At 53.0% G+C, this 24,151-nt stretch carries 19 protein-coding genes; 3 read left to right on the top strand and 16 right to left on the bottom strand.

Annotated features, from left to right (window positions below):
* Positions 1 to 70: 70 nt before the first annotated feature.
* The 4 genes from cydC to HMPREF2804_RS05960 form a co-directional block, all read right to left on the bottom strand.
* Complete coding sequence (cydC, locus tag HMPREF2804_RS05975) at positions 71 to 3,865, bottom strand: thiol reductant ABC exporter subunit CydC (protein WP_246824178.1); 3,795 nt, start codon at positions 3,863 to 3,865, stop codon at positions 71 to 73.
* Positions 3,866 to 4,046: 181 nt separating this feature from the next.
* Entirely contained in the window at positions 4,047 to 5,120 is a 1,074-nt protein-coding gene (gene cydB / locus HMPREF2804_RS05970; protein ID WP_048752620.1) for a cytochrome d ubiquinol oxidase subunit II, read from the bottom strand.
* A 20-nt stretch (positions 5,121 to 5,140) separates the two neighbouring features.
* On the bottom strand, positions 5,141 to 6,718 hold the full coding sequence (locus HMPREF2804_RS05965; RefSeq protein WP_004004464.1) for a cytochrome ubiquinol oxidase subunit I: 1,578 nt from the start codon (positions 6,716 to 6,718) through the stop codon (positions 5,141 to 5,143).
* A gap of 487 nt (positions 6,719 to 7,205) precedes the next feature.
* The gene (locus HMPREF2804_RS05960; RefSeq protein ID WP_048752618.1) at positions 7,206 to 9,308 is read right to left on the bottom strand and encodes a DNA gyrase/topoisomerase IV subunit B; all 2,103 of its coding nucleotides are present in this window, start codon (positions 9,306 to 9,308) and stop codon (positions 7,206 to 7,208) included.
* 218 nt (positions 9,309 to 9,526) lie between these two features.
* Here HMPREF2804_RS05960 and HMPREF2804_RS05955 point away from each other — a divergent pair, with 218 nt between their 5' ends.
* A complete protein-coding gene (locus HMPREF2804_RS05955; RefSeq protein ID WP_070627711.1) occupies positions 9,527 to 9,739 on the top strand; it encodes a DUF7455 domain-containing protein in 213 nt (70 codons plus the stop codon).
* Between the two features lie 88 nt (positions 9,740 to 9,827).
* Here the strand turns inward: HMPREF2804_RS05955 and HMPREF2804_RS05950 are convergent, their stop codons facing one another.
* From HMPREF2804_RS05950 to clpS, 7 genes are all read right to left on the bottom strand, one after another.
* Positions 9,828 to 11,057 (bottom strand): peptidase E, encoded by a 1,230-nt coding sequence (locus HMPREF2804_RS05950; RefSeq protein ID WP_070627709.1) that lies wholly within the window; start codon positions 11,055 to 11,057, stop codon positions 9,828 to 9,830.
* Positions 11,058 to 11,261: 204 nt separating this feature from the next.
* The gene (locus HMPREF2804_RS05945; RefSeq protein WP_070627708.1) at positions 11,262 to 11,924 is read right to left on the bottom strand and encodes a non-canonical purine NTP pyrophosphatase; all 663 of its coding nucleotides are present in this window, start codon (positions 11,922 to 11,924) and stop codon (positions 11,262 to 11,264) included.
* 7 nt (positions 11,925 to 11,931) lie between these two features.
* Positions 11,932 to 12,669 carry a ribonuclease PH gene (gene rph / locus HMPREF2804_RS05940; RefSeq protein WP_070627706.1) on the bottom strand — a complete coding sequence of 246 codons (738 nt, stop codon included), beginning with the start codon at positions 12,667 to 12,669 and terminating at the stop codon, positions 11,932 to 11,934.
* 7 nt (positions 12,670 to 12,676) lie between these two features.
* A complete protein-coding gene (locus HMPREF2804_RS05935; protein ID WP_070449564.1) occupies positions 12,677 to 13,564 on the bottom strand; it encodes an MBL fold metallo-hydrolase in 888 nt (295 codons plus the stop codon).
* 12 nt (positions 13,565 to 13,576) lie between these two features.
* A complete protein-coding gene (gene murI, locus HMPREF2804_RS05930; RefSeq protein WP_070627705.1) occupies positions 13,577 to 14,617 on the bottom strand; it encodes a glutamate racemase in 1,041 nt (346 codons plus the stop codon).
* Positions 14,618 to 14,841: 224 nt separating this feature from the next.
* Positions 14,842 to 15,408 carry a DUF2017 domain-containing protein gene (locus tag HMPREF2804_RS05925; RefSeq protein ID WP_013398900.1) on the bottom strand — a complete coding sequence of 189 codons (567 nt, stop codon included), beginning with the start codon at positions 15,406 to 15,408 and terminating at the stop codon, positions 14,842 to 14,844.
* Positions 15,409 to 15,411: 3 nt separating this feature from the next.
* On the bottom strand, positions 15,412 to 15,759 hold the full coding sequence (gene clpS, locus HMPREF2804_RS05920) for an ATP-dependent Clp protease adapter ClpS (RefSeq protein WP_013398899.1): 348 nt from the start codon (positions 15,757 to 15,759) through the stop codon (positions 15,412 to 15,414).
* Positions 15,760 to 15,901: 142 nt separating this feature from the next.
* On the opposite strand from clpS, the gene HMPREF2804_RS05915 reads away from it, so the two are divergent.
* On the top strand, positions 15,902 to 17,209 hold the full coding sequence (locus tag HMPREF2804_RS05915; protein ID WP_305793931.1) for a nicotinate phosphoribosyltransferase: 1,308 nt from the start codon (positions 15,902 to 15,904) through the stop codon (positions 17,207 to 17,209).
* A gap of 41 nt (positions 17,210 to 17,250) precedes the next feature.
* The gene (locus HMPREF2804_RS05910; protein WP_004004452.1) at positions 17,251 to 17,877 is read left to right on the top strand and encodes an isochorismatase family protein; all 627 of its coding nucleotides are present in this window, start codon (positions 17,251 to 17,253) and stop codon (positions 17,875 to 17,877) included.
* Between the two features lie 17 nt (positions 17,878 to 17,894).
* Here HMPREF2804_RS05910 and HMPREF2804_RS05905 read toward each other — a convergent pair whose 3' ends face one another.
* The 5 genes from HMPREF2804_RS05905 to HMPREF2804_RS05885 form a co-directional block, all read right to left on the bottom strand.
* The gene (locus HMPREF2804_RS05905) at positions 17,895 to 19,685 is read right to left on the bottom strand and encodes a DEAD/DEAH box helicase (RefSeq protein ID WP_070627701.1); all 1,791 of its coding nucleotides are present in this window, start codon (positions 19,683 to 19,685) and stop codon (positions 17,895 to 17,897) included.
* 239 nt (positions 19,686 to 19,924) lie between these two features.
* Entirely contained in the window at positions 19,925 to 20,224 is a 300-nt protein-coding gene (locus HMPREF2804_RS05900; protein WP_004004450.1) for a DUF3039 domain-containing protein, read from the bottom strand.
* 169 nt (positions 20,225 to 20,393) lie between these two features.
* Positions 20,394 to 22,049 carry a transporter gene (locus tag HMPREF2804_RS05895; protein ID WP_070449549.1) on the bottom strand — a complete coding sequence of 552 codons (1,656 nt, stop codon included), beginning with the start codon at positions 22,047 to 22,049 and terminating at the stop codon, positions 20,394 to 20,396.
* The gene (locus HMPREF2804_RS05890; protein WP_070449610.1) at positions 22,025 to 22,873 is read right to left on the bottom strand and encodes an ABC transporter ATP-binding protein; all 849 of its coding nucleotides are present in this window, start codon (positions 22,871 to 22,873) and stop codon (positions 22,025 to 22,027) included. Before HMPREF2804_RS05890 ends, HMPREF2804_RS05895 begins: the two co-directional genes overlap by 25 nt.
* Before the next feature lie 299 nt (positions 22,874 to 23,172).
* Positions 23,173 to 24,129: a co-chaperone YbbN gene (locus tag HMPREF2804_RS05885; RefSeq protein ID WP_070449545.1), complete on the bottom strand. Its 957-nt coding sequence runs from the start codon at positions 24,127 to 24,129 to the stop codon at positions 23,173 to 23,175.
* Between the last annotated feature and the right edge of the window lie 22 nt (positions 24,130 to 24,151).

Here is a 24,151-nt window from a genome sequence, read left to right as displayed (position 1 = left end):
CTTACGCTTCTCAAGACGTCTAAAACGGGTTCTAACATTTCTTGAGCCCCTCACAACGTCATGTATAGACCTATTCCAATGTAACAACCGCATCGCAGCGGGCAATGTCTTCGGGGCGGTGCGAAACCAAAACAGTTGCCGTACCACCAGCGCGGGTTGCCGTATCCAGATCAACCATAAGCGCCGCAGCTGATTCGGCGTCCAGATGCGCGGTAGGCTCATCCAGCAGAAGCACCGGAGATTCCACAAGCAGGGCACGAGCCACCGCAAGACGCTGCCGCTGGCCTCCCGACAGGAACCCGCCACCAGCACCAACACGGGTGTGCAGACCTTCCGGCAAGGTGCTGTACCACTCCCCCAAACCTACACGTTGCAGGACCCTTATCATTTGTTCTTCGCTCGGGCGATCAGCACTATCGCGTGCCAAGAGTAAATTACCTTCAAGAGTAGATTCAAAAATATGCGCAGCCTGCGGGCACCATGCCGCATACCCTCGAAGCTGATCGTTCCCCAGCACTTTCCCGTAGGAGCGAATTTCGCCAGCTTCCAACGGCAAAAAACCCAAAAGAGTCGCCAGCACGGTGCTCTTACCCGAACCTGAGGGACCGGTAATTCCCGTCCACTTTCCGGTATGCGCCGTAGCGTTAAGATGCTCAAAAACGGGCTTATCCATGCTCGGCCACCGAGCGGCAGCATCAACAAGTTCAAGAGCAGGTTCCTGCCCCTGAGGGGCGCGAACACACCCAGCATGAGATGTATCCTGTGTATCGTCCTCAAGGTCTGAAATACTATTTTCATCCGCAATACCGGGAGCAATCTGCGCCAACAGAGTGGCAAAAGAAGACCACGAACGCACCGCTTCTATATGCTGCACGGAACTTTCTATCATCGCCGTACACATGAGAACTACGGCGGCAGATTCCGGAGCACCTACCGTTCCCGATACCGCTAACGGATACGCGATAATTGCGCACCACAGTGCTGCTCCGAACCAGCTCAGGGTCACAAGCGCCCTACCAAGACCTTGGGCATACGAGGTGCGAGTCAATGCGGCAACATTGCGGTCATTCAAACGTGTTGTAGCAATCTCGATGCTCGGCGCAACCCCGTTAGCGCGAATATCTTCTGCAGCGCTCAGCACACCGGTGCCTAAACGCAGAAGCTCAGCTGTACTTTCCCGTGTGGTTTCCTCAGCGTGAGCGTCCGCGCGCGTAACAGCCCATGGCACAAGAATTGTTGATATCAAGGCTGCGAGCGCTACGGGCACAATCGCCTGAGGTAGCACAACAACGGTGGTTATTAGTGCTGTTACCATCACAAGTACATGTGCGGCAGGTGGAATAAGAACACGCGGAATGCTGTCGCGCAGCTCATCTATTCCGCCAATAAGCCTTTCCAGCAGGGCGTCTCCGCGAAGCAGGGCCCGCACGCTGCCAACATTAAGATAGGCCCCGGTCCAGGCGCGCACACGCAGAGTATTCGCTGCGGTCAAGACTTTAGCGTGGGTGAGCAAACGCTCGGCATATCGAGCACAGGCACGCCCTAGCCCAAAGAAGCGCACGCCCACGATAGCTACCATAAGGAACATCATGGCTGGGCCTTCGGCTGCACGTACGATAAGCCATCCTGAGAGTGCAGTTAGGGAAATTGCGGCAAGGGAGGTGAGAGCGGCGAGAATTACCGGCGGCAGTCCCTGTAATATGCCTAGTCCCGTAAGATTCCGCAGTGTTTCGAGGGTTTTCACGACTCCAACAGTATGTTCTGTGTTTTCTCGAACCATCTTTTCAGGAGCGTTGTGTAACGTTGGGCGATGCTCAGCAGAGGTATCGGCTGAGTCCTGCTTATGCGGGGCTGCAGCGGGGATAATCTTGGGCGCCTCATTCTGGACGATGCTCCACCGATACACCTGCTCATGCGATGGTTCCGCATGCGCTCCCTCGACTACCGCCGATGCCCGCACCACGCTATCGCAGTACTCGGTAAGTTCCGTTTCATGGGTCACGATTAGAACGGTTACTCCGCGTTCTGCGAGTGCGTCCAGGGACTGAGTTACAAGGAGGGCGGCGTGTGCATCCAGGTGGGCGGTAGGTTCATCTACTAGAACGGTAATCTGGAGATTTTGATGGTGATCGGCTGCACGGTGGAGGGCATCAATGCGAGCTAAGATGCGGGCGCACGCCAACCTGCGCGCTTGACCCGCGCTGAGCGATTCGGGGCTAAGCTCGCTCAGGTTTTCGAGCCCGAGCTTCCACAAATAGTTCTCTAGGCGTTCACGATCTGAGGGGCGTATCTGTGTTTCCCCCGTGAGAAGTTTAGCCGCATAGTCCTCTTCGCTGAGATCAGCGCTGAAGGCGTAGAGCGCCATCTCGCGCAGGACCGTGGGGGCGGCAAAAATAGGATTCTGCGGAATACTCAGGATGTTTCCGGCACCTATAATGCGTCCGGTTACCTTAATCGGTGCGGATGCGCCGGTTGGTACCAGTCCGTCGCGAACGTTCCCGGAAAGTACTCCGAGGAGCGTTGATTTACCGCATCCTGATGGTCCCAGAATGCCTACTAACGCTCCGCGCTGTTTTCCTACCGTATTTGGGCGTTTCGAAGTACGTGGAATATTCAGGTTTACTGAGTCTACGATCTGTGTACGTCCGGGGTATGTAACCGAGAGGTTCTCAATCACAAGGTGCTCGGGTGTTTCGGGAATCGTCGATACCTTTTCGCAGGAAGCATCCGCAGAGGCTTTTGGTACGGGAGTATCAAGGACTGTACGTACAGATCGAAGTGCGGCTATGCCGTCTTCAGATTGGTGGTAGGCTGCACCTACATCACGCAAAGGCTGATAGCATTCAGGAGCCAGCAGGAGTACAAGGATTGCGGTATCGAGTCCGAGTGTACCCTGTACCAAACGCACGCCAATAAGCACGGCGATCAGCGCCACCGAGATGGTCGTGATAAGTTCTAAAGCGAGCGAAGACATAAATGCGCTGCGAAGCGTCTGCATGGTACGTTCGCGGTATTGTTCACCCAGCTTCCTAAGGGCACGAGTTTGTGCACGTTCACGCCCCAGCCCGATCAATACGGGCAGCCCACGGATGAGTTCAAGAATATGGTCTGATAGACGGTGCAGCTCGGCTTGAGCGGCGGCTGTATCTTCACGTGTGGTTTTACCGATAAGTATCATGAAGATGGGAATAAGCGGCAGGGTGCACGCTAGGACGAGGGCACTTGTGATATCCAATGAGAGCACAATAAGCCACAGCAGAACGGGCACTACGGCGACCGAGACAAAGGCAGTCAGGGTTTTAGTGTAATAATCATCAAGAGCGTTCAGTCCCCGCGCCAGCAGAACGGCAGTTGCGCCTGTACCTTCAGGAGTGTCTGCCCCTCCTGTGGCTAAGACACGATGCACAAGTTTTTGGCGGATACTTGCTTTGGCTCCTACGGCTGCACGCTGAGCACTTACAGACAGTGCGTAGTCGGCACCCGAACGTACAGCAAGCGCTATCAGCGCCGTAACGATTAGCCCCCATGTTATGGCGTTTCCAGTGCCAAGAAGATTGCCTAGCCCTAGAAGCCACCCATTGGTACTGTCGAGTTTCGCTTGTGAGTTACCCGAGAATTCGATGAGAGCGCGATAGGTTTCTGGATCGCTGGCGACCCTTAGATGCTCGTGCTCGGCGGTGAGTGCGGTAAATCCGGCGTGAGCTGCCCGGGCAATGAGGGATGCGAGCGCCGCACTAAAGATCACGGTTGCCAGTGTGTGTATCCCGGTGATAAGCCCAAAAAACCCTAGGTTTTTACGGGCGTCTGGTCCTAGCGGAGGACGTTTATCGTTGTTGCGCTGTGTTTTATTGGCGCGTAGGCTCACGTCTCGTTCCTTCCCTACCGCTAAAGTGAGTGTGGATATTTTCTCCGGTGTGTTTCCTAGTTTAGACACTGGTGGCGGGCTTGTCTGTCTTTGGTTTTAAAGTATTTCCGGTGCCTTCACGTGTTGCTGAAAGCACCGGAAATACTCCTGTCCCCTCCCAATTACCGGGGTACGTTCTTGGCTATGACGACCTGTTCGGGTGCATCACCAGCTCGCTAGCATCGTGGGCATCGGGGATGTTTTCAACACGCAAACGCTTGCGGAACACCCAGTATGTCCAGACTTGGTACACGATAATAACGGGCAATCCAAATCCGCTCACAACGCTCATAACTCCAAGTGTGTACTCCGAGCTTGAGGCGTTTGCAATGGTGAGCGAATGAGCCGCGTCCAAGGTTGAAGGCAGCACATTGGGGAAAAGAGCAGTGAAAATCGCCAGCGCGCCAAAAGCCATGAAGAAGCTCAGACCTGCGAAGGCACGGCCTTCGCGTGAGCTTCGGGCGCTTATCCATGCGAAGAGCACTGCAAATACGGCAAGAATAGTGCATAACCAGGAAATACCGTTACCGGTTGTAACCTGCATGTACAGTACCCAGAGCACGATAGGCAAGAGCAGAAGCGGAAGCCAACGCACCAGGATGGTGCGCGCGCGGTGGCGTATATCTCCATCGGTTTTCAATGCAACAAAAGCAAGTCCCTGCACGAGGGCAAACCCTACAAGAGAGAGGCCGCCTAGAAGCACAGGCCAGGAGGCCCAGGCGAAGGCACCGCCTACGCGGTCACCGTTGGCATTAATTGGTAAGCCAATGGAGGTCAGCGCAAGAAGCGCACCTACCAGTAAAGCGATGAAGAATGATGATAGCGAGAGAGCGATAGTCCAACCGCGAATCCATCGTTCATCGTTTTTCTTACCGCGATACTCAATAGCAACCACGCGGAAGATCAGGGCAAGCAGCGCTAAAGTTAGTGGAATATATAGGGCTGAGAATAGGGACGCGTACCATAACGGGAACGCCGCGAAGGTGGCAGCACCACCAGTAACGAGCCAAACTTCATTACCATCCCATACGGGACCGATCGTGTTCAGAAGCAGGCGTCGCTCTTTCTCGTTTTTGGCGAAGATGCTCATGAGCATGCCTACGCCCAAATCGAAACTGTCGAGGATAAGGTAGCCAATCCAGAAAATACCGATAGCGACGAACCAGATGGTTGGCAGCAGTGGCTGCCCGGCAAAGATATTAAAGTCGAAGGTCATCGTTTAGAATCCTTACCCGCCTAGTAGGCGAACTCCAAGACATCGCGCTTATCGTGACCGCTCTTTTCGCCGTCCTGCTCGTGTTCAGAACGCACGAGTTCGGGCATAGCGGCTACCACGCCGGCCTTAATGTATTTAGTCAGCAGGTAAATTTCGACCACCATCAGGATGCCGTATACCGTTCCTAGGGCGATAAGCGAGAACAGGATTTCTTCGCCGCTCACACCCGGAGAAACCGCTGCCGCCGTGAACATGAGGATGGATGGGTCACCCTCAGGGTTGGGCGCCACCACGAAGGGCTGGCGTCCCATTTCGGTGAAGATCCAGCCGAGGGCGTTGCCGAAGAAGGGAGCCCAAATTCCCCACAAAGCCAGGGTTTTCAGCCACTTGGCTTCGGGAACGGTACCGGTTCCTTTTTTACGGGTAACCCATAGTACATAGACGTACGAAAGTGCACCAATACCACCAAGCGTGATCATGCCGCGGAAGCCGTAATAGGTGACTTCCATAAGGGGCAAATAGTTGATCTTCTGCCCGGCACGCTCACCGTAGAGGGGGTTATCCGCCAGATGCGTACCGTATTTAGCTTCGTATTCAGGCATGAGGGTTTTCACACCCTTGACCTCGGTGGTGAAATCTTCGTGGGCCAGGAATGAGAGTGCACCGGGAACCTCAAGCACTGCCTGCACCTTATCGCAGTCTTGAGACCCCAAAGAAGATATAGAAAGAACCGAGAAACCGGTGCCGTCATGGCATGCCGCCTCAGCAGCCGCCATTTTAAGGGGCTGCTGATGAATCATGAGCTGAGCTTGAGCATGACCGCTAAGAGCCACACCAGAGAACCCGATGAGACCCACAATCGCGCCGATGCGCAGGGAACGGAACCAAACCTTGTAGTCGGTCTTATCACGACCGCCAACTTCGGCATCTCCAACTACAACCTTGCCATCCTCTACGATGTCAATGCCGTCACGGCGTCGGCGCCAGAGCTTATACCAAGAAATACCGACCAGGAATCCACCGGCGACCTGAATGGCGCCAAAGATCACGTGGGGGAAGGTAAGAAGCGCGGTGTTATTTGTGAGAACAGCCCAAATATCGGTCATGCGGGGACGGCCATCGACCATTTCAACGCCTACCGGATGCTGCATCCAGGAGTTTGCCACCAGAATAAAGTATGCGGATACCCAAGAACCGAGAACCGCCATGAAGAGGCATAGGGCGTGAACTTTGGGCTTTAGTTTGTCCCAGCCAAAGATCCAAAGCCCCAGGAAGGTTGATTCGATAAAGAAGGCAAAAAGACCTTCCATAGCTAGCGGCGCACCAAAGACGTCACCCACAAAACGCGAGTATTCACTCCAGGCCATACCAAACTGGAATTCCTGCACTAAACCGGTTGCCACACCCATTGCGAAGTTGATGAGGTAGAGCTTTCCCCAGAACTTCGTCATACGTTTGTATTCGTCTTTTTTCGTGAAGATATAGCGCAGGTACAGGAAGGTGACGACCATACCCAAGCCGAGGGTTAGGGGCACCATAAAGAAGTGGTAGACGGTCGTGATACCGAACTGCCACCGCCCAATGTCAAGGGGATCCATGTACATGGTCCTTTTCTAGAATGTGTAAAGTCTACTGTTGGCAGACACGCCCGGGAGCGTAGCACACCTCCGGAAGTCAGGTGCACATATCTCAGGATGTCTTACATAGGTAAGGTAACGCGTTTTAAAAACGGCATGAACCAGGCAAGTTTTACACTCAGGTGTGCATGGCTTGACGAACCTATAAAGGTAGTTAACACAATTATTGATTTTTATGCGCTTTGACCCGTAGATATTGGGAGAAATTTCAAGATAAGCATCACGCCTTGGTGATGCCTTTCCTAAAACTTTCCAAGAAATCGAAGGTCAGCAATTTACACGTACTAAGGTGACTCCCCCAAATTATGAGGAGAGACACCTTTTTCTTATAGTCATACATGATTTATGAAGAAGGACACAGTGAGTATAATCACCAATATTTGCAGCGTCAAATATCTGTCAAAAAGAGGTTTCAACTCTCCTGCGTCAGATTGTTCACAGGTGCAAGCTAAATATCAATATTGTCCTGATCGAGCTGATGCGCACCAGCAATAATAAATTCCTTACGCGGAGCAACCTCCGCCCCCATCAGGAGCGAGAAAGCCTGCTCAGCTGCCTCCGCGTCTTCAATTCGGATGCGGCGTAGCATACGATGCCGGGGATCCATCGTAGTTTCGGCAAGTTGGTCGGCATCCATCTCACCCAAACCTTTATAGCGCTGAATGGGCTCTTTATAGCCCTTACCCTCAGCCTGCAGCTGGCTCAGCAGTTCATGCAGCTGACGTTCTGAATAGGTATACACCATCTCGTTCGGTTTACCTCGGTTAATAACCTCTACACGATGCAGTGGTGGTACAGCCGCATATACACGACCGTCTTCGATGAGCGGGCGCATGTACCGGTACATGAGAGTAAGAAGCAAGGTACGAATATGAGCACCGTCAACATCGGCATCGGTCATCATGATGACTTTGCTGTAGCGTGCCGCCTCAAGCTCGAATGTACGCCCAGAACCGGCACCAATTACCTGGATTAGGGCCGCACATTCGGCGTTCGCCAGCATATCTGTTACCGAGGCACGCTGAGTGTTCAGAATCTTGCCGCGAATCGGTAGAAGCGCCTGATAGGCCGAGGATCGCGCCAAGCGGGCGGTACCCAGTGCAGAGTCACCCTCCACAATAAACAGCTCAGAATGCTCTACGTTTGTTGACCGGCAGTCCACAAGTTTTGTTGGCATTGAGGAAGATTCCAAGGCGGTTTTGCGCCTCTGAGTTTCCTTGTGAATACGTGCTGAGATGCGGGTTTTCATCTCAGACACAACTTTTTCACACAGAGCTGCAGCCTGTGCTTTCTCGGCGCGTGCCGTAGAGTTCAGCCGAGCCTTGAGCTGATCACCAACTACTTTAGAGACGATCTGCCGCACAGCCGGCGTTCCCAGAATTTCCTTTGTCTGCCCCTCGAATTGAGGCTCCGCAAGACGCACCGTCAGCACGGCGGTAAGACCGGCGAGCGCATCGTCTTTCTCGATCTTGTCGTTGCCAACCTTAAACTTTCGAGCGTTGTCGGCAAGATGCTTGCGGAATGTTTTGAGAAGTCCTTGTTCAAACCCCGTGGAGTGGGTTCCGCCTTTGGGCGTGGCAATAATATTGACGAAGCTGCGGATTGTCGTCTCGTAGCCAATGCCCCAGCGCAGAGCAATATCAACCTCGCACTCACGGTCAACTTCGGTGAGCTTAGAGCGCCCATCCGAGCCTAGAACGGGTACGGTTTCCGTAAAAGAGCCTCTGCCGCTAAAACGCCAAATATCGGTCACGGCAGAGTCATGGGCCAGGAATTCAACAAATTCGCTAATGCCGCCGTCATGCTGAAAGACCTCTTCGTAAGGGCCGAACTCCCCCGGAGTTCCAGGGATGCGCCGCTCGTCTCGAATAGCAATGCGCAGCCCGGGAATAAGGAATGAAGTTTGGCGGGCACGTGCCACCAAATCCTCGTAGCTAAAACGCGCATCCGGGGTAAAAATCTGCGGATCAGCCCAATACCGTACTCTGGTTCCAGTTACACCACGCTTGGCGCGCCCCACGATCTGAAGCGCAGGATGTTTCTCATCTGCAGGAGTAAAAGAGTCTTCAGGCTTAGGAGTGCGCCCGGAATCGAACACGCCCGGTAGCCCATGTCGAAAGGACATCTGATAGGTTTTTGACCCGCGATCTACCTGAACGTCAAGACGTGATGAAAGCGCGTTCACCACCGAGGCGCCCACACCGTGCAGACCGCCCGATGCCGTGTACGATCCGCCGCCAAATTTGCCGCCAGCATGGAGTTTCGTGAAAACCACCTCTAGCCCGGAAAGCCCGGTTCGAGGCTCAACATCGGTAGGGATACCACGACCGTCGTCCTGTACTTCAACAGAACCGTCTCGGTAGAGAATGATCTGAATTGACTGTCCGTAACCGGCAAGAGCCTCATCAACAGAGTTATCAATAATCTCCCAGAGGCAGTGCATAAGACCGCGGGAATCGGTCGAACCAATATACATGCCCGGGCGCTTACGCACCGCTTCAAGACCTTCGAGAACCGAGAGGTGTCGGGCAGTATAGTTCGATGCAGCCAAGATGTTCCCTTTCGAAATGGTTTTCTTCGTAGGTCTATTCTATCGTGCACCGCAGGTAACTTGTGTTCACTCTCGTCACGGACATTTCATGTGTAGTCCATCCTGGACGCTGAGAGCGAAAGGGACAGGGCGAAGGTATGGCACCGAGGGTATGTGTGGTTGGATAGAGTTACGACAATTCTAGGAACCTATGAGAACTTCAGTAAGGGAGATTTTCAGTGAACGCTCATGCAACTCTCGAATCTGTTAATTCGCGTACGTTAAATTCCCACGACCGTTGCGATGTGTGTGGTTCTCAGGCATATATTCGTGCGGTCTTGCCTTCCGGGGGCGAACTGTTCTTCTGCGGTCACCACGGACGTGCCCACGAAGAAAAGCTCAAAGGGCTTGAAGGCATCTTGTTGTGGGACGATCAGACGTCACGACTTTAGGGCGAGATTCCCGAGGGTGTGACATCCGCCAGTAAATTACCAAGGGTACGACTTCCTCTTGACGGAGGAAGTCGTACCCTTGAAGTTTCTAATGCGTTTCGCCGGTCGCCCGCGCCGAGCTTTCATGCCTATTAGTCACCATAATATTGGACGAGAAATAGAACTCTTCCGGCAGTTCGTTAGTCACAGGACCGTGCGGAAATTCGCTAATCTTAGGCACAAAATACCAGTCCATCAGCTCGGCGCTTGTCTGTTTCAGGATCTTACGCACACGCATGGCGCGCGCTACTTGACGGCGAAGTCGTGGGGTATCTTTCTGCGTCGAGGTAAAAATCCACGGTTTCTCGTATCCTTCAGCGACGGTACCGAAGGTAATCTGCAAGAACCCATCGTCGGTCGTGGAATAAAGAAGATCATTGGGCATAATATCGGTGAACGCGAGCATCCAGCTATGTCGGCGCTCATAGCATTCACGGGTTGTCTGCAAAGCCGCGATAAGGCGGTGGTCAATCAAGAGCTCTACCCGACGTTCCGTGATGTCCCCCAGCTTGGCGTAGTTCCCAAAAGCGCGGTTTGCGCCGGAACGACGCGGCCATTTGGTGACGGCTCCATGAGGAACTTCTCCCGCAAAGGTGAACGGACCGCGAATAGTACCGGCCAAACGTAACCGTTCAAAGGGTGCTGTAGGCAGAAAAGTGTAAAGCAACCTATCGGCGCTTACCGATTTGCCCCAGCGTGCAACTTCAAAAATAGTTGGTTCCGGTCCTACAGGGTACATACGGGGCATAGGCCGCCCATATTCGTCAAAACCCTCACGGGATTTTCCATCCGGCAGATAACCTTCCAGAGTTGCTCCCACCGGTCGAGTCCATGATCCTGAATAGGGTTTGACGATGCGCGGGTTCTGCACCGGAAGAATGCTGGTGCGTCCACCGAAGTAGGCGGGCATCCTTTCCAGATTGCGCCATGCGTATTTTGCGGCAACTGCTTCGCGCCACCAAAGGGGCCGTTTACCGGGGGTTTGCCCGCCCAAACAGTGCATCAAAACCCAAAACCCTGCCCAGAGAACGCATAAAGCTGCGCCGCTCAGAGTTACGATACTTCCAACCAGTGCTGCGGTACCTGTCGCCCAGATATTGATGCCCACCCATGCTGTTAAGAGCCCCCAGCATCCCATGGCATAGGGCCCGAGAGTTATCACTGGATCAACTACTTTAACAGCGGCGATAACACGCCGATTGAGCCCGCGCCAGATATAAGAGTATGCCCACAGCGCGGGAATCAGCAGAATAATCATTACAGCAAAGAGAACAATCATCAGGGCCTCAAAGCATATCTGTTGCCGTATATATTACTTACCATTGTGCCTTGTACCAGAATCGTTTTATACGATCTTCACGGTCGAAGCTGAGAAAGAGATGACCGCAACGTTCTTTCTTCAGAAGATGTCGTACATACCCGATTGATGTGCTAAAACACTCCGATCATGTGTCTTTATAAAAGAACCTCATAGGACGCATGATTATTTATGCTCAAGAGCTTGCTGCAGATGCGGAACTAATGCTTCAAAGGCACGCGCCCGGTGACTTATTGAATTTTTGATCTCCGCCGGGATCTGGGCACACGACTGGTCCGCATAGGCTCCATCATAAAGCGCGTTGTCACCATTAAGCTCCACCGGCATCATAATAGGATCATACCCAAACCCGCCGTTCCCCTGCGGTGCGTGCAAAAGCGTTCCAGGAAGCTCGCCGTACTCAACTGCTTCATACCCACCGAGCGCTGAAGGAACAGCTAAGGAGGCGGCACAGCAGAATTTAGCGGCACGGTGTTCATCGCTGATATCACAAAGTTGTTTCAACAGCAGGGTGAGATTCGCGGTATCGTCCCCATGCTCCCCTGCCCAGCGCGCCGAAAAAATGCCGGGAGCGCCGTGAAGAACCTCAACGGAAAGACCCGAATCATCGGCAATAGCGATACACCCTGTAGATTCTGCCACGGCACGTGCCTTGAGCAATGAATTCTCGGCAAATGTTACCCCGGTCTCTGGAACATCGGGGGCATTGATGCTGGCGGCGTCGACCACATCGGTATCCACGTTCAGCCCAACAATACGGTTACGCAAAATTTCGCGAAGTTCGCGCAGCTTACCTTGATTGCGACTCGCTAAGACAACCTTAACCATAAAAGTATTACCCCTCTTCAAGAGATTCACGCTGTATCTGAGCAAGTTCGGCGGTGCCTTCTAAAGCAAGATCGAGCAAAGCATTCAGCTCATCACGGTCAAACGGTGCGCCCTCTGCCGTACCCTGAACCTCCACAAATTTCCCGGAACCAGTCACGACCACATTCATATCAGTTTCAGCGCGCACATCCTCGGTATAGGGCAAATCAAGCATGGGAGTACCGTCGATAATACCCACAGAAATAGCGGATACAGAGTCTTTTAAAGGCTTATCACTGGGTGAAAGCAGACCATTACGCTGTGCCCACGCGATAGAATCGGCGAGCGCTACATAGGCACCCGTGATCGAAGCGGTACGTGTTCCGCCATCTGCCTGAAGAACATCGCAATCCAGAACAATGGTATTTTCTCCCAACGCATTCATATCGATAATGGCACGCAAGGATCGCCCAATAAGACGGGAAATTTCGTGTGTACGACCGCCAATCTTTCCCTTGACGGATTCACGCGAAGACCGGGTTCCTGTAGCACGTGGAAGCATAGCGTACTCTGCGGTTACCCAACCTTTTCCTTCACCTTTGAGCCAGCGTGGTACCCCTTCCGTGAAGGATGCGGTGCACAGCACCCGGGTATCGCCGAACTCTACCAGCGCAGACCCTTCGGCTTGGTTTGACCACCCACGAGTGATGATGATGGGGCGCAGTTCGTTGAGGGCACGACCGTCGGCACGGGCTACAGAAGTCATAGTTCTCCTACTCTTCTTCCGGGGGAAGAGATATGTTTGACATGGGTGGATCGAGCAGTTCGATAACATTCAGAGTTGAGGTTGGCGGATGCGTGGGGGCTGGCCTAGGATGCACGCGATAGCTTGCTGCAACCTCGGCGACGCCTACCGGCCCGTCAAATGCGCTTTGTGCCTCGGCACGGGCGATATCGGGGTCATTCCACACGGGCAGATGCGTTAACAAAAGGTTGCGTACCCCGGCTTCTTGGGCTGCTTCACCGGCGCGCTTACCGGTCAGGTGAATACCACGCAGCGCGTCGTCACGCCCTTCTTGGTATGCCGCCTCGCATAGGAAAAGATCAGCGCCGCGGGCAGCCTTGATGAGCCCATCGCATGTATCGGTATCACCGGAGTAAGCAAAAAGTGTTCTGCCGTCCCGGCTATTGCAGGTAATACGCAGGGCGTAAGGGTCTTTAGCGGGGTGGAGTACCCTGAATGGCTCGACCGTGAAAGGTCCAATTTCGACTTTATGCCCTTCGTCCCAAGTATGATATTCAAACTCAGTACTCATGCCCGGGTCTGGGTCAAGCCCGTGCGTTGCCGAAAGATATTCGTTAATGGCAGCAGGTCCGTAGAGAGGAATCCTACCTTTGGGCCAGCCTCGGGGATCCCATTTCACGGCAACATGCAAACCGGAGAGGTCAATGCAGTGGTCAGGGTGAAGATGCGATATCAGGATAGCGTCAATCTCAGCTAGGTCAATATACCGTTGAAGTACGCCTAGGGAGCCGTTGCCCATATCCATGAGCACACGCCACGTGCGTCCAGCATAGTCAGTTGCTGAGAGCAGATAACAGCTCGCCGGAGAATTTGGTCCGGGAAACGAGCCGGTACAGCCGATAATCGTCAAGCGCATACGGGGTGTTTCCTATTCGGTGTGTGTGAAAGCAGCAAGACTTGAGTCGATCGTGACGGAAGGCAGTCCTGAGGCTTCTTTGGAGTTGGAGTCTTTCGTAGTGGCCTTTTCGCTGCCTGCTGGTGCGGGAAGAGCCGCCAAAGAGCCCGTGGGGAATCGTTCTGCCACAGATGCCGTGTGCCGCACATTGTGAACTTCTGGACCCAAGAACCTGCGCGCTAGGTTCTCGAAAGTCTCAGATTCGCCGGTCGCTAAGAATTCATGATGCGGATTCGTTTCAAGGTCAGGGTTCTCAATATTCTCGGTAAGAAGTGCCCGATAAACGTCTTTGGCAGTCTCATCTGCCGAAGAAACAAGAGTTACGTCCTCCCCCATGATGTAGGAAATAATGCCCGTCAGCAAAGGGTAGTGAGTGCAGCCAAGTACCAGCGTGTCTACTCCCGAATCTTTAAGGGGCTGCAGATATTCTTCGGCAGTACGCAAAAGTTCGGGTCCGGATGTCACGCCCTTCTCCACGAACTCGACGAATCGAGGACATGCGATAGACTGCACCATAAGGTTCGGGGCAATCGCAAATGTATCTTCGTAAGCGCGTGAGGTTACCGTTGCCTCTGTAGCGATAACCCCGATCTTACGGTTGCGGGTCGCGGCTAGTGCTCGACGCGCGGCGGGCTGAATTACCTCAATCACGGGAATACCGTAGTGGCGGGTGTAGCGTTCGCGTGCATCCCGGAGAACGGCGGCAGATGCTGTATTGCACGCAATAACCAGCATTTTTACACCGGAATCAACAAGCTCGTCCATAATGCGCAGGGCATTGGCACGAACCTCGGCAATTTTGAGCGGGCCGTAGGGTCCATGAGCGGTGTCGCCTACATAAATAATGCGCTCATGCGGCAACTGATCCATAATAGCGCGTGCAACGGTCAGACCACCTACCCCGGAGTCAAAAACTCCGATGGGTGCGCTTGATGTTGGACCAGCCGGTGGCGCGGGGGTTCCCCACGGGGTGCGGGTACGATATGGATTTGAGGTATCTAAGTTATCGCTCACGAACTTTACCTGTTGTCCTTCAGCATATGATGTACTTTATTTTCATTCTAAGGTGTTACAGATACTGTCCTGTTCTAGATAGCCGCCTCTGAGTCCTAAACCACCCTATAGGATGGGCCACATCAAGGTTCGGGCAGTGATGTTTCATATCGCATGCTGTACTGAGCTCGTTAATCTGGAAGGCATCGTGTGATGCGCTTATTTTGTCTCTGATCAGCACGTTTCTAAGACTGCGGGGTTTCCATCGAATCAAGCATCGCAACCATAAGCGAGTCCTGTACCCAGGTCACGAAATTGTACACGACCGCCAAATAATCGTCGTCGTTCTCAACCTTTGACCAGTCCGTGAGATGGTGCACCTGGTCTGCGCGTTCTTCATCAATAATGTCTAAACGGCTTCCCAAAACTAAACGGATATCGTTAAGTGCAGACGCCCACGCATGAGCGTGCTCATCACTAAGCACGATGTCTCCCGCTTCAATATCGAAAGCCAGGAGACTCAGATTTGCCACCTTCGTGGCGCGTAAATCCTGTTCGGTGTACCGGCGATATTCCAGCGCAGCCTCAGGATCGCTACTTCCTGCAGGCAGTACTCGTGCCACCGCTGGATCATCTGGGATGCTGGGATTCTCGACAATACCGATGAGAGCTTCAAGAGGATCATGATTTTCCGAATCCGGAGATTCCAGAAGAGCAATCACGTCTTCGGCTAGATCTCGAATAAGATCAAATTCAGCCTTCTCAAATCGAGCGGCATAGCCATGCGGTGTATGTCGAAAACCCTGCGCCATAAATTAGTTCTCCGCCTTTTCAAAGCTCGCCATCAAACCCCACGCGTGCATGGCCTGGGTATGCTTTTCTGCATCCTCACGACTGCCGGTGAACACAACAGCCTTGCCGTTATTGTGCACCTGGAGCATCAGTTTCTCGGCACGACGACGGCTAAACCCGAAATGAGCGCGAAAAACATAAGAAACATAGGTCATAAGATTAACGGGATCGTTCCAGACGATTACCTGCCACGGCGTCTGCGTTTCAAGATTTTCGTCAATCGTCGCATCAAGCTCAGTGGCATCTAGAGTATCGGTCGCAAGAACAGCCGTTACAGTGTGGTTGGAAAGATGGGTGAGCTTGTTGGTCATGCATAAGATTATACTCGTGGGGGCTTTGTTCCCGCGGGATTGATTCCGTTCAAATAATCATAAATATCTTAAAGTCAAATTTACATTATGTCGCGGACAACACATCCCGTAAAGGTAGTAACCTGCCTAACAGACAACTAAAATGAGACATATGGCAACTACCTCGCTTCTAACCGACCATTACGAACTTACGATGCTCCAGGCAGCGCTCGCCTCTGGAACTGCGCATCGCCGCTGCACCTTTGAAGTCTTTACACGTCGCTTGCCCGCGAGCCGCCGCTACGGCGTGCTCGCAGGTACAGGACGCTTTCTCGAAGGGCTTCAGTCTTTCCGCTTCGATGACGAAGATCTATCTTTTCTAGCCTCTCGCAATATTGTGAATGCGCAAACCCTAAAATACCTTGAGAACTTTAGGTTTACCGGCAATATTCGAGGCTATGTCGAGGGAGAGATTTTCTTTCCGCACTCCCCCGTTGTACAGGTCGAAGCAACTTTCGCAGAAGCCTGCATCTTAGAAACCTACCTGCTGTCTATCTTGAACTATGATTCAGCTGTTGCCGCTGCAGCATCACGTATGACTGCGGCGGCGGGCCACCGTCCCTGTATTGAGATGGGCTCGCGCCGTGCGCACGAACGTGCCGCTGTATCAGCGGCACGTGCCGCTGCTATTGCAGGCTTCACTGCAACATCTAACCTGGAAGCGGGCAAGCGCTATGGGCTTCACACTCTCGGTACCAGCGCCCACGCCTTTACCCTTCTTTACGACTCTGAGCGTGAAGCCTTTGAAGCGCAACTGCAATCGTTAGGGGCACGCACGACCCTTCTTGCTGATACCTATGATGTCGAGAATGCGGTACGCCTTGGCGTGGAACTCGCGGGCGAAGAGCTCGGCGGAGTCCGCCTAGACTCAGGTGATCTGGTAGCATCGGCACAGCGCGTGCGTGAACTTCTCGATTCTTTGGGCAACCACAACACCAAGATTACAGTGACAAGTGATCTTGATGAATATGCTATCGCTTCCTTAGCCGCCGCGCCGGTAGATTCTTACGGTGTGGGCACCAGGCTAGTGACCGGCTCCGGTGCGCCTACCTCCGCAATGGTGTACAAGCTGGTGGAACGTGAAAATACTGCTGGCGAGCTGGAACCCGTCGCTAAAACCTCTGCTGGCAAACGTTCTCTAGGTGGTGCAAAGCAAGCTGCGCGCCGCCACAATTCCTTGGGTATCGCCACCGCCGAGCTTATCGGAACGGGGAACAACCCCGCTGCCCTCGAAAATACTCGCGACCTTATTCGCGATTTTGTGGTTTCTGGCGAGCTCCTGCCCGGTTTTACTGGCGAGGAGGCGGTACGCAACGCAACCGAACGACATAGCGCATCCCTAGCGGAACTTCCCGAATCCGCTCGTCGCCTTTCAGAAGGCGAACCCGTTATTCCCACTGAATTCATCTAGCCACAGCCCATCCAGATATTGCCAAGAAAGGGACTATACACATGGCAAAAGCGCTTATTATTGTCGACGTTCAGAATGATTTCTGCCCTGGCGGAGCCCTTGCAACACAGCAAGGCGCCAACGTTGCATCGCTAATTAGCGAATACGTTGAGGAACACCATCACCAGTACGATGCCATTGTGGCAACTCAAGACTGGCACATTGATCCCGGTGATCATTTCTCAGATACCCCAGATTATGTGAATTCCTGGCCCGTACACTGCGTTGCCAACACCGAGGGGGCAGAGATTCACCCGAATCTTGATACCGACTATATCGAAGCATATTTCCGCAAGGGTAAGTATGAGGCGGCATATTCGGGCTTCGAGGGTCTTCAAGCTGCCGAAGATTCCGTGATGACCGGTGAGCACGATCCCGAAGCATCGTTGGAAGATGAGGCACCTAACACCCCGCTCGCCGATTGGCTCGACGAACATGATGTTAAAGATGTTGATATCGTCGGGATCGCGACCGACTTCTGTGTACTAGCGACGGCAAAGGATGCAGTAGACGCCGGGTACGAAACTCGCGTTCTGATTGACCTCACGGCGCCGGTTCATGAAGACAAACTGGATGATGTTATCGCCGATATGGAGGATGACGGTATTACCGTTGCGGAAGTGCTTTAGTCAGGCGAGAGATTATTCTACGAGCTCCTGCCCACGAACCAATCCGCCAGTTTATCCAGGCGAGCCTGAATTTGTTCCGCGGATGCCTGCGCAACTGCGGGACCACCGCAAATTTTACGCAGCTCATTATGGATAACGCCGTGTGGTTTGCCTGAACGGATAGACCAGGCCGCCACGTTTTTCGCCAGTTTACTGCGCATCTCTTTAAGCTGGCGGTGGTCCACAATTGCGGGAGCTGCTGTCGCTGGGCGGCGGGATGCATGTTCACGCTGGCGTGCACGAAGTAGAGTACCCACTTGGTCGGCATCCAGCAAACCGGGAATACCGAGGAAGTCTTGTTCTTCTTCCGAACCGATCTCCAGACCACCTGACGAAAATTCGGAGCCATCGAAGAGCACGCCGTGGAAGGAAGCTTGCGAACCAATCGCCTCGAATTTACCGCGCGTTAGTTGTTCGGAAGCACGTTCCTCGCGGTTTGCTTCTTCGAGCGCTTCATCGTCCAGCCCTTCAGCCATTGGATCGATATCGTCGTCGGTGGTATGACGGTCGAGGGCGTGGTCACGCTCAACTTCCATATCATTGGCAAGCATCATCAGCTGCGGCACAGACGGCAGAAAGACAGATGCGGTTTCCCCACGTTTACGGGCTCGCACAAAACGACCAATCGCCTGTGCGAAGAAGAGAGGTGTGCTGGTGCTGGTAGCATACACACCCACCGCCAAGCGGGGTACGTCCACCCCTTCGGACACCATGCGTACCGCGACCATCCACCGCTTGCTGCTTTCACGAAAATCGTCGATTTTAGCGGATGCTTCACGATCGTCAGAAAGTACTACGGTCGGCTTCTCCCCCGTGATCTTGTGCAGTTTTTCAGCATAGGCTTTGGCATCGGCGTGGTCAGTTGCGATGACGAGCGCTCCCGCGTCGGGAACAGTGCGGCGCACTTCGGTGAGTCGTTTATCGGCCGCAGAGAGCACAGTGGGAATCCACTCACCCTGAGGATCAAGTGCGGTGCGCCATGCCTGGGCGGTAATATCTTTAGTGAATCCTTCCCCTAGATTCGCCGCCATTTCTTCGCCGGCGGAGGTCCGCCAGCGCATTTGTCCGGAATATGCCATGAAAATAACTGGCCGCACCACGTGGTCTTTCAGCGCAGGGCCATAACCATAGGAGTAATCGGCTCGCGACCGACGAATACCTTCATGGTCTTGCTCATAGGTAACAAATGGGATAGGTGAGGCATCAGATCGGAATGGTGTACCGGTCAGCGCAAGGCGACGTGTGGCCTCATCGAAAGCTTCACGCAGACCATCGCCCCAAGATAAAGCATCACCTGCATGGTGGATTTCGTCGAAAATAACAAGAGTCTTGTCATTTTCGGTATTTCGGGCGTGTAGCTGCGGCTTATTAGCAACCTGCGAATATGTGAGCGCTACACCCTTGTATTGGCGTCCAACGTGAACATCGGCGTTTTTGAAATTAGGATCGATCGGAATACCGACCTTAGCGGCGGCATCCGCCCACTGTTTCTTGAGGTGGTCGGTGGGTGCTACCACGGTAAGTTTTCGCACAACCCCGCGATCGAAGAGTTCGCGTGCCAAGGTGAGAGCAAAGGTTGTCTTGCCCGCGCCAGGGGTTGCTACAGCCATAAAGTCCCGAGGGTTCGTCTCAAAATATTTTTTCATCGCCTCGGCCTGCCAGGCGCGCAGACTGACGGAAGTACCCCAGGGTGCACGGTCAGGGTATGCCGGGGAGAGCTTTGGCTTAACCATACTGTCAAATAATGTAGGTTCTTCGTACTCGCTCATGCTCTTCTCCCCCCATATTTTCTCTGGTTTACCTTTGATTCAGTATTTCCTGTGTACAAAGGCTCCTACAGAAACACAGATTATAAATTCTACCACCGTGTCGTGATACGTCCGCGAAGATTCGCGCAATTATTTTGCCCGACGCGAAGTCTGTTTGAGCCCAAAAATAGAGTATGTGCCTGCACCCCCATTATGGGGGTGCAGGCACATACTCTGCAGGTTCCGGAGCGAAACTTCCGTTATTTGTCGCCGTTATCCGAATTATCTTTACCAGGCTTAAGACCCTCGTAGATTTCTTTGCAGGTTGGGCAGACTGGGAATTTCTGCGGATCGCGTCCAGGAGTCCACACCTTACCGCATAGCGCGCGAACGGGTTCACCGGTAAGGGCGGATTCCATGATTTTTTCCTTACGCACATAATGCGAGAAGCGTTCATGGTCACCCGGCTCAGAAAGCTGGGCTTCTTCCCGCTCAAGTAATGCAGTACCGCCCGCCGTCTCAGGACCAAAGGGATCTTCAACGCCTTCAATGGAGCTCATGTTCTATCCTCCAAGTATGTTCTCGCCGTCTTAGTGCTATTAGTTCTATTGTAGAGACTAGTGTAACAACGGGAAGGGATTCATAGTTATTCCATAGAGAACAAAGGCGACGATTGGAAACATACGTGTAGCTGCCCCATAACACCACCCCATATTCTCTATATAGGCTCTAGTTCGTATTGAACTTTGCAACCTGCTGAAGCATCATCGAGCTATGGCGATCGTAGAGTTTACCACCTGCAGAAATTCCAATAATGAATAGTGCAGCGCCGATAACCAGCTGGATAACGCCGGAGATAATCAGCACCATGTCATCCTTGCCGCCGACCATGTAGATGAACGAGCCAATCCCACCGGGAAGAGCGATCAGCATGCAGATAATCATGCTACCCATCAGTAAAAGCTGCTTCGCAAAGCCGTCTGGCTGCTTAGGCGTTTTGAAGGGGTTGGCTCCAGGAGGCGCGACCGGTGGTGAAAGCACTGTATCAAGCATCAATCCGAACCCTACGGTTCCTGCGTAGACTCCCAGCTGATGCAAAAGCACGACCGGGTAATAGGCTATAAGCCCGTGGACAGCGCACATAATAAAGGACATCACCACGACGATTGGCAGCATTACGATGGAATGTCCGAGTGCACGCCCGAGCCTATCATCACGCCCACACAGAGGCGAGAGCACGTGCAGACTAAAAGCCGTGTTATCGTACGAGACCATATACGCTATGTAGAATCCTGTGAAGACATTGCAGAAATAAACCCAGAAGCCAAAGAGCGTTTCAGGTCCAGCCCCGGAATTAGCGAGCTGGATTCCCGTCGTCGCAACACGAGACCCCATGCTGCTCGTGAAGAGCGGCATCACGAGAGCAAAGAGTACATAGAGCATGGCAGTCATGACGATCAGCAAAGTCATGCGCGTATCTTTGAAGTAGCTATGAATGGTACGTGCAGCCACAGCACCCCAACCAGTGTTTGGGAACCTCGCAAAAATACCAATATCTCCTGCCGTCAGGTTCTTAGCCTTGCCCCGTTTTTGTTCACCGCTGACATTACGCATTGAGCGTTCGAGGCTACGACCCCACAATACCCAAGCACCACCCAGGTATATGAGGGAAAGTACCAGACTTAGACCTGCTAGAGCCCAGTTACCCGCCGCCACATGGTATGCAATCGCAAAAGCGGACCCGAAAGGCGTATACCCCAACCATTGAACTTTCTGAGCGATCTCCTGGAAATGATCTATCACATAGAACATAGCTCCACTGAATATGAAGCCCGAGCTTACCAACAGCACGCCCAGAATAATCTTGAAGATAAGATCAATACGGGGGTTAGCATTCAAATAAACGCCAAGCTGATTGGCAAGGCGCGCCACTGTCATCAGCAAAGCCAGCCCCAACACTATGCTCAGCAGATAGGCTGCTAGTCCCACAGGATTACCAATAAATCCAAGGGTTCCCAGAAGGATTAGGATAATCGTCGCTATACCTGGAAGACCTATAAACCCACCGAAAAATTGCCCCTTCTGCAGCGTCTTAGCCTCTAGCGGGAATAACACGAAGCGGCTTTCATCAAGGGTTCCGTCTAGGCCAGTCCAGACAATGGGGATAAGAGCCCAGCCAAGAGATACAAGAAACCCGAGGAATAGGGCGAGTGCAGGACCATCTAAACTACCATCAATCCCTAAACCAACGTAAGTGAATCCCAAACCAGTCAGTGCGCCAAGCAGGTACAGGGCGCCAAAAGCAATACCAATAATCGCCCACACACTACGTTTGAGCGAGGCAAGCACATACCGCCATTTTAGTGAGACGAGGTGCGCAACCATGATAGTCCTTCCGAGGTGGTGCGTCCGCCCACGAGCTGTATGAAACGTTCTTCCAAAGTAGATTCCCCACGCACCTCATCAACCGTACCCGCAGCGAGAATCCGTCCCTCATCAATAATGGCGACGTGATCGCATAAACGCTGCACCAAGTCCATGACATGCGATGAGAGAATAACTGTTCCGCCTGAGGCGACGAATCCTTTGAGGATATCCTGAATATTAGCCGCTGAAACCGGATCAACCGCTTCAAAGGGCTCATCCAAGATCAAGACTGAAGGGGCGTGAATCAGCGCTGCTGCGAGGGCGATCTTCTTGGTCATACCTGCTGAATAGTCGGCTACCGCGCGGCCTGCTGCATCGGTTAAATCCATAGCTTGCAGAAGGTCCTTGGTACGTTCGGCAACAGTGTCACGTTCGAGACCGTGCAGGTACCCCGAATAGGTAATAAGCTGTTCACCTGTGAGTTTATCGAAAAGGTGCACGCCATCCGGCAGAACGCCCAAGTGCTTTTTGGCTTCCAAAGGGTTCTGCCACATATCGGTTCCCTTAATCAACGCCACGCCTTCGGTGGGCTGCAGCATACCCGAAACCATTGAGATAGTCGTCGTCTTACCAGCACCGTTGCGCCCTACCAAACCGTAAAAAGAGCCGGTAGGAATGGAAAGATTAATGCGATTAACGGCAACAGTCATGCCGAACGCCTTCGTCAAACCATGAATTTCGATGGCATTAACAAGGTGCGCACCAGGTTGGTGACTAAGAGCCTCACGGGTGACTTGAGGCAAGCTCCCCGGCTGCGCGTTTGCATAACTCTGTTTGGTCATTGACTGGCCAGCATCATACGCCGGTGTACCAGCTTGTGTATTCTCTGGTGAATAGCCGTAGTCTTCAGGTGCCGTCCCAGGCACAGAATTGTGTTCTTTCATACATACAACGGTACCAGTTTGGGAATACTTCAGAACCATATCTTGGGCTTATATCATCAATAATTCTCTAAACTTTTTAAAGCATGAACTATAAGGATGACTAGAGTATTTTCCATGAACTTCCCGTTGAAGGTGTGAATAAGGCGGGATGCACCATAAGATACAAACATCCCGCCTTATTCTCTCTTCTGTGGGGTCTAGAAAATTGCCGTTGTCAACTCAGCTCGTGCTTTGACTGTTCGTGGGTCTGTAGCACCCACAACGTCGAAGAGCTGCACAAGACGCTCACGTACTCGGGTCTTATCTTCCGGCGGAACCGCTTTAAAAAGTCGTAGAAGGCGTGCGTAAGCATCTTCAACATGCCCGCCTATAACGTCAAGATCGGCAACGTTAAAGGCAGCCTCAATGTTGAGAGCGTCGGATGCAGCTGCTTCACGCTCTTGGGCAAGATCCAAATCTGCCACGCGAGCTAATAAATCAACCTGAGCAAGCCCGACTTTAGCATCATGATCGCCCGGGTTCTCTGTCAAAGCCTTGCGGTAGGCGGCTCGTGCTCCTTCATAGTCGCGTTCATCAAGCGCCTCCAGTGCTTTAGCGTGCAGCGGCGGCAGGGTTTTCTCTTCCTCATCCGAAGGAGCAGGCTCAAATCCACCGGGAAGCTGATACTGCGCAGCAACCTGCAAGACCTGCTTCAGCATTTCTGACAGATCCTGCGGACTGATCTGACCGTTATAAAGAGGGGCCGGGCGACCGGCGATAACGGCCACGCCTGCCGGTACGCCGTCCATGCCAAACGCTTGGGCAGCCTCCGGAAGATTCGTAATATCGACGGCGGCAAGCAGCATCGCACCTTCCGCCGCATTGACTAGGTTTTCGACGGCGTCTAGCATTTCAAGCGACGCTGGAGAATGCGGGGCATATAGCCCAAAGATCACGGCGCCTTGGGTAGACAGTTGTACGTACTTCTGAAAATCTTCAGGTGTTGCAACATCGAAACGCCAGCTTTTCGCCGAATTGCTTTGTGCTGCAGTGGGTGTAGAAGTACTGATATCGTGACCGCCAAGCACTGGAGCGCTACGTACCGACGCGGGAATTTGTTCTGCTGAGCTTTGGGGGTTTGTTGGCAGTTGGTTCGGGGTTGGAGGAATTGTCATCGAGAATCCTTTGCGAGCCTCA

Source organism: Rothia sp. HMSC065G12 (assembly GCF_001811455.1).
Lineage (GTDB): Bacteria > Actinomycetota > Actinomycetes > Actinomycetales > Micrococcaceae > Rothia > Rothia dentocariosa.
This window is presented reverse-complemented; position numbering and strand designations above follow the sequence as displayed.

What these genes read in the sequence shown, in the direction of transcription:
- cydB (WP_048752620.1), bottom strand. Translation starts at nt 5,120, where the DNA reads ATGACCTTCGACTTTAATATCTTTGCCGGGCAGCCACTGCTGCCAACC.
- HMPREF2804_RS05965 (WP_004004464.1), bottom strand. Translation starts at nt 6,718, where the DNA reads ATGGATCCCCTTGACATTGGGCGGTGGCAGTTCGGTATCACGACCGTC.
- HMPREF2804_RS05950 (WP_070627709.1), bottom strand. Translation starts at nt 11,057, where the DNA reads ATGATTGTTCTCTTTGCTGTAATGATTATTCTGCTGATTCCCGCGCTG.
- HMPREF2804_RS05945 (WP_070627708.1), bottom strand. Translation starts at nt 11,924, where the DNA reads ATGGTTAAGGTTGTCTTAGCGAGTCGCAATCAAGGTAAGCTGCGCGAA.
- rph (WP_070627706.1), bottom strand. Translation starts at nt 12,669, where the DNA reads ATGACTTCTGTAGCCCGTGCCGACGGTCGTGCCCTCAACGAACTGCGC.
- HMPREF2804_RS05935 (WP_070449564.1), bottom strand. Translation starts at nt 13,564, where the DNA reads ATGCGCTTGACGATTATCGGCTGTACCGGCTCGTTTCCCGGACCAAAT.
- HMPREF2804_RS05925 (WP_013398900.1), bottom strand. Translation starts at nt 15,408, where the DNA reads ATGGCGCAGGGTTTTCGACATACACCGCATGGCTATGCCGCTCGATTT.
- clpS (WP_013398899.1), bottom strand. Translation starts at nt 15,759, where the DNA reads ATGACCAACAAGCTCACCCATCTTTCCAACCACACTGTAACGGCTGTT.
- HMPREF2804_RS05915 (WP_305793931.1), top strand. Translation starts at nt 15,902, where the DNA reads ATGAGACATATGGCAACTACCTCGCTTCTAACCGACCATTACGAACTT.
- HMPREF2804_RS05910 (WP_004004452.1), top strand. Translation starts at nt 17,251, where the DNA reads ATGGCAAAAGCGCTTATTATTGTCGACGTTCAGAATGATTTCTGCCCT.
- HMPREF2804_RS05905 (WP_070627701.1), bottom strand. Translation starts at nt 19,685, where the DNA reads ATGAGCGAGTACGAAGAACCTACATTATTTGACAGTATGGTTAAGCCA.
- HMPREF2804_RS05900 (WP_004004450.1), bottom strand. Translation starts at nt 20,224, where the DNA reads ATGAGCTCCATTGAAGGCGTTGAAGATCCCTTTGGTCCTGAGACGGCG.
- HMPREF2804_RS05895 (WP_070449549.1), bottom strand. Translation starts at nt 22,049, where the DNA reads ATGGTTGCGCACCTCGTCTCACTAAAATGGCGGTATGTGCTTGCCTCG.
- HMPREF2804_RS05890 (WP_070449610.1), bottom strand. Translation starts at nt 22,873, where the DNA reads ATGACCAAACAGAGTTATGCAAACGCGCAGCCGGGGAGCTTGCCTCAA.
- HMPREF2804_RS05885 (WP_070449545.1), bottom strand. Translation starts at nt 24,129, where the DNA reads ATGACAATTCCTCCAACCCCGAACCAACTGCCAACAAACCCCCAAAGC.